5 protein-coding genes are annotated in these 3,788 nt (G+C 52.4%); 1 reads left to right on the top strand and 4 read right to left on the bottom strand.

The features are described from left to right. Positions 1-293, top strand: a 293-nt coding sequence (locus ACQUQO_RS17950) for a hypothetical protein (protein WP_435079983.1), incomplete at its 5' end; no start/stop codon positions are given. Positions 294-438: 145 nt separating this feature from the next. Here the strand turns inward: ACQUQO_RS17950 and ACQUQO_RS17945 are convergent. From ACQUQO_RS17945 to ACQUQO_RS17930, 4 genes are all read right to left on the bottom strand, one after another. Continuing rightward, the gene (locus ACQUQO_RS17945; protein ID WP_435079981.1) at positions 439-867 is read right to left on the bottom strand and encodes a hypothetical protein; all 429 of its coding nucleotides are present in this window, start codon (positions 865-867) and stop codon (positions 439-441) included. Then, entirely contained in the window at positions 860-1,792 is a 933-nt protein-coding gene (locus ACQUQO_RS17940; RefSeq protein WP_435079979.1) for a ParA family protein, read from the bottom strand. Before ACQUQO_RS17940 ends, ACQUQO_RS17945 begins: the two co-directional genes overlap by 8 nt. 387 nt (positions 1,793-2,179) lie before the next feature. Continuing rightward, entirely contained in the window at positions 2,180-2,545 is a 366-nt protein-coding gene (locus tag ACQUQO_RS17935) for a hypothetical protein (protein WP_435079977.1), read from the bottom strand. 25 nt (positions 2,546-2,570) lie between these two features. Then, entirely contained in the window at positions 2,571-3,698 is a 1,128-nt protein-coding gene (locus ACQUQO_RS17930) for an IS630 family transposase (protein WP_435079975.1), read from the bottom strand. Positions 3,699-3,788: the final 90 nt, after the last annotated feature.

Genomic DNA, 3,788 nt, shown 5'->3' with positions numbered 1-3,788 from the left:
CTGTGAGGTCAAAGAAGTTCTCGGTACTTTTCAGATCAAAAACATTTTGTCAATTCTGTAGGGGTGTCGAAAGTGGGATCTACGACTTGCTGATAACCATTGGAGATAGAGTGATAGCAGTCGCCTACGAGAAGAAGGGAGATGGCTGGATAGTTGTCAGTAAAATCGATATTGATACCCCGAAAACGGAGGTTGTTGACGATATTGTTGAATATCGTGACTATGAAATTGAAGAAGAAGAGAAAGTATACGAGTTCGTGACCAAACTGTACGGGACGCTGGACGAGCAATGAGTGTCGATCATCCAACTGGATTCCGATGAATTCATCCGAACAGAACGTGGAGTTCGAAGCATCACTCGGAACGGGTTTCCCAGTGATCCCCGCTTTGGATCAGACCTGACGACTACGTGCGGTTGTGTTAGCAGTCGCGCTGTTCTCAGATGTCGAAACCCCGATTTTCGATGACTTGATCCGCAATCTCGTCTGGGTCCACACGGTCCATAATCAGATCGATGAATGCCTGATCAAGTTCGTATCGTTTGCTGTTTCTGATTCTGTACTGGCGCTTCAGACGGCCTTCAGCGTCGTAAATCAGATTCTCGTACTCGAAGACATCGTCTTCTTTGAAGAACATCGCAAACTGCTCTCGGTCCCATCCCATCGGAGTACTGTTGGAGATCTTCTCTGGCTGGTTCTCAATCGACGGCGTTGTCTCTTCACTGATCTGTTGTTCCGATACTCCAGTTTGAGACGATAGTTGAGAGGTGTCTTGGTCCTTAGAATCGTCTCGTGGTTTTTTTGGAGTGTGACTTTCACCTTCTTCTCCATCAAGGTCGACGAATTCATCGAACTCGCCTTCACTCATTAGCAACCCCCTCCTGCTCGACGATGCGAACCAGCTCGTCTAGATGATCGAGTGTTTTCCGGTCGTTCTGGCTCACCGAATCCTGTTTTTCGAGATACCGACCGAACGGCATGTTCTCCTCCTCCAAGGCGTTTTCGAGCGTGGAATTTTTTCGGAGCCCTGGTTTCGGGGGGTCCATTTCCCCGGCATCGATCGCATCCCAGTCCTCCGACGGGACGCGTGCGAATGAGGGAAGATACCGAGAGAACTGCTCTGAGCGGTTGAGACCCTCAATAAGGCGTCTATCTGCCTTGTCGTGCTTGAGGTACTCACTGATCATGTTCGGGACGATTGCAAGGATCTTGAAATCTACCTGTTCGGGCATCTTGTCGACAACCCGCTTGTATGTTCGTTTGAATCCGGCCCGATTCATGTCGCCTGGTGGGATGGGGATAATCGTTCGTCCGGCCGCACCATACGCGGCCTTGGCGATATGGCTCCACTCGCCCCCACCATCCATGATGATGTAGTCGTACTCACCGTTGTTGAGAAGAGGCTGCGTGAAATTCTTCTTTAGGAGCGTGATGCTGTTATCGCTGAGTTCGCTCTCCAGAGTGCTCAGTTTGACCGACGCCGGAACGAAATCCCATTCCCAATCAGTGGGGAAGATGTACTCGTCGAACTCGCCGTACTCGTGGATAACGATATTCGTGAGGTCGTGTGTCGGATCCTCAAAGACATCGTGATAGCCGAGACTTTCGGTGATGTGGCCGTTTGGGTCGAGATCCATGAACAAGACGTCGTGGCCGTGCTGAGACAGCCGGTCAGCGAGATTGAGTGCGAGGAGCGACTTTCCCACACCCCCCTTTAGCATATTCACGCTCACTGCCTGTCCCGTAATCGGTTCTGCTTTCTCCTCCTGGAATTCAAGTGAATCAGTACTCATGATTGGTATTGTGGCATGACCAGTGTAGCCCGCGCAACCGGATGATTATCGATTCTGGAATGCTGTTTGCCCGAAATTAGCGATTCTGGTCGCTGGAACCTCCGGAACACCTGTGACCAGTCATCTGATAATACGTGCTCCATACTCTGCCTGTGCTGAGTCGGGAGATAAATCTTTGTCAGACATAAGTCAGCGAACTGTGAATAGCCAGCAAGGTCAGCGAGTTTTGCTGAGTCAGCACACAAAGTAGGCTATAGATAGCATACTGAATATGCCTACTCTACCAAGTTAGCTTAGTACGCTAAGTTAACTGAGTCTGCTAACACAGCATAGCCAGCTTAGCTTACTTAGTGGACCATCCAGTAAGTTCGTACCCAGTAGCGGTACCTACTGAAGGTAAACCTGCGCAGAAGTGTCGAAGCAGGCTTCTGGAGATCCGACGAACGAGCCGTCGAGGGAGATCGATGGCTCGTACCGCTCATCGCTGTACTTGTAGAAGGCATATCCCCACGAGTCAGGATCGCCTGTCCAGGTGAGTCGGCAGAGTTTCGTTGGCGTCTGCCGAATCTGTTCTTTCTCTTCCTTGGTTGCAGTTGGACTGATCCACGGATCACTCGTGACTGCGTCAATGTATGCGTATTCGCCCCAGAAGCGAACATCCACACGCGCGCACCGCTCGCTCCACGCGGTGCGCGCGTGGGTCTCAAGACGATCTGTGAGCGTTCGGCGTACTGACTTAGGGATTTGTGCCATACTATCCAGACGCCACTAACGAGCTTTACTCTACCGCTGGGAGCTTCTCAAGCAGCCGTTTCATATCTTCTGTCGTGTAGGTCCACTCGAACGGCTCTGGAACCGCGTTCCAGAGCACTTCGAATCCCGCGATTTGGTGCATCAACGCAACGATGGAATCGAAACTGCCACCGGTTAACGCTTTGCGCGTCAGCACTGAGAAGTAGAGTTCGATCTGATTCAACCAGGACGCTCCCTTGGGAAGATGAAGCCCTTCGACGTTATCGTACTGCTTTTTCAGCCACCTTGTGAACGTATTTGGGTGGTGAGAGGTCCCGTTGTCAGTAATCCAGAAGACGCGATCTGCCTGCTGGCAGATCGGCTCGGCCATTACCATCTCAACGAGCCGTTCGAAATTCGCTCGCGTATTCTTCACCACACACTGTCCGTAGACTTCTCCTGTCCCGACGATGAGCGCCGCCTGATACGTACAGCCACCGTGGCGGTCGTACTCATGCTCAACCCGAAGTGGACGGCCCGGTCCCGGCGGGTTTCGGTGCCGGGACCGGGCTTTGATGGCTGTCTTTTCGTCAGCACAGACGACCACATCTCCATCAGTCAGGTCTTCGCCGTTCCACGTTCCGTTGTATAGGTCCAGTACGGGCGCAGCTTTCTGGGCAAAATCCGGATCTCGTGGTGTCTTCCACGAGGTTACTGTCCACGGTTTGATCGCCGCCTGCTTGAGCCAGGCGGCGATCGTTGATGGTGATGGGCAGGGATCGATCTCACAGACGGCGACCATGTGAATATCAGTGATGCTCAACCGAGAGAGTGGAAGATCGCGTTGAGCCGGAAGTTCACACGCGAGAGCGTTGATGAGTGCTCGAACGGTATCATCATAGATGCGTGGTCGGCCGGACCGGGGCTTGTCAGCAAGCCCGGTCCGGCCAGTACGTGTGTAGCGATTGCGCCATTTTCGCGCAGTCTTGCGATTACAGGCGAGTTGCTTGGCAATTTGGGTATTATTGTAGCCGCGAGCAGCTAACAGAACGATCCGGGCTCGGAGCACATCACGTTGAGGCGCAGTAGCTCTGCGGACGACAGCTTCGAGATGAGTCCGTTCTGGGTAAGAGAGGCTGATCTGAGCAGGTGTTGAGGTGGTACGAGACGACATGAGTTCATGGTCACTCGACTTGGCAAGATCGTTTGGTTCAGCTAGTTCCAGATAATCTGATCGAACTTTCTACGTTCGTTTTATAGCGGT

The organism is Halococcus sp. AFM35 (assembly GCF_051195015.1).
GTDB lineage: Archaea > Halobacteriota > Halobacteria > Halobacteriales > Halococcaceae > Halococcus.
The sequence above is the reverse complement of the archived record's forward strand: the minus strand, read 5'-3'. Positions and strand labels throughout refer to the sequence as shown.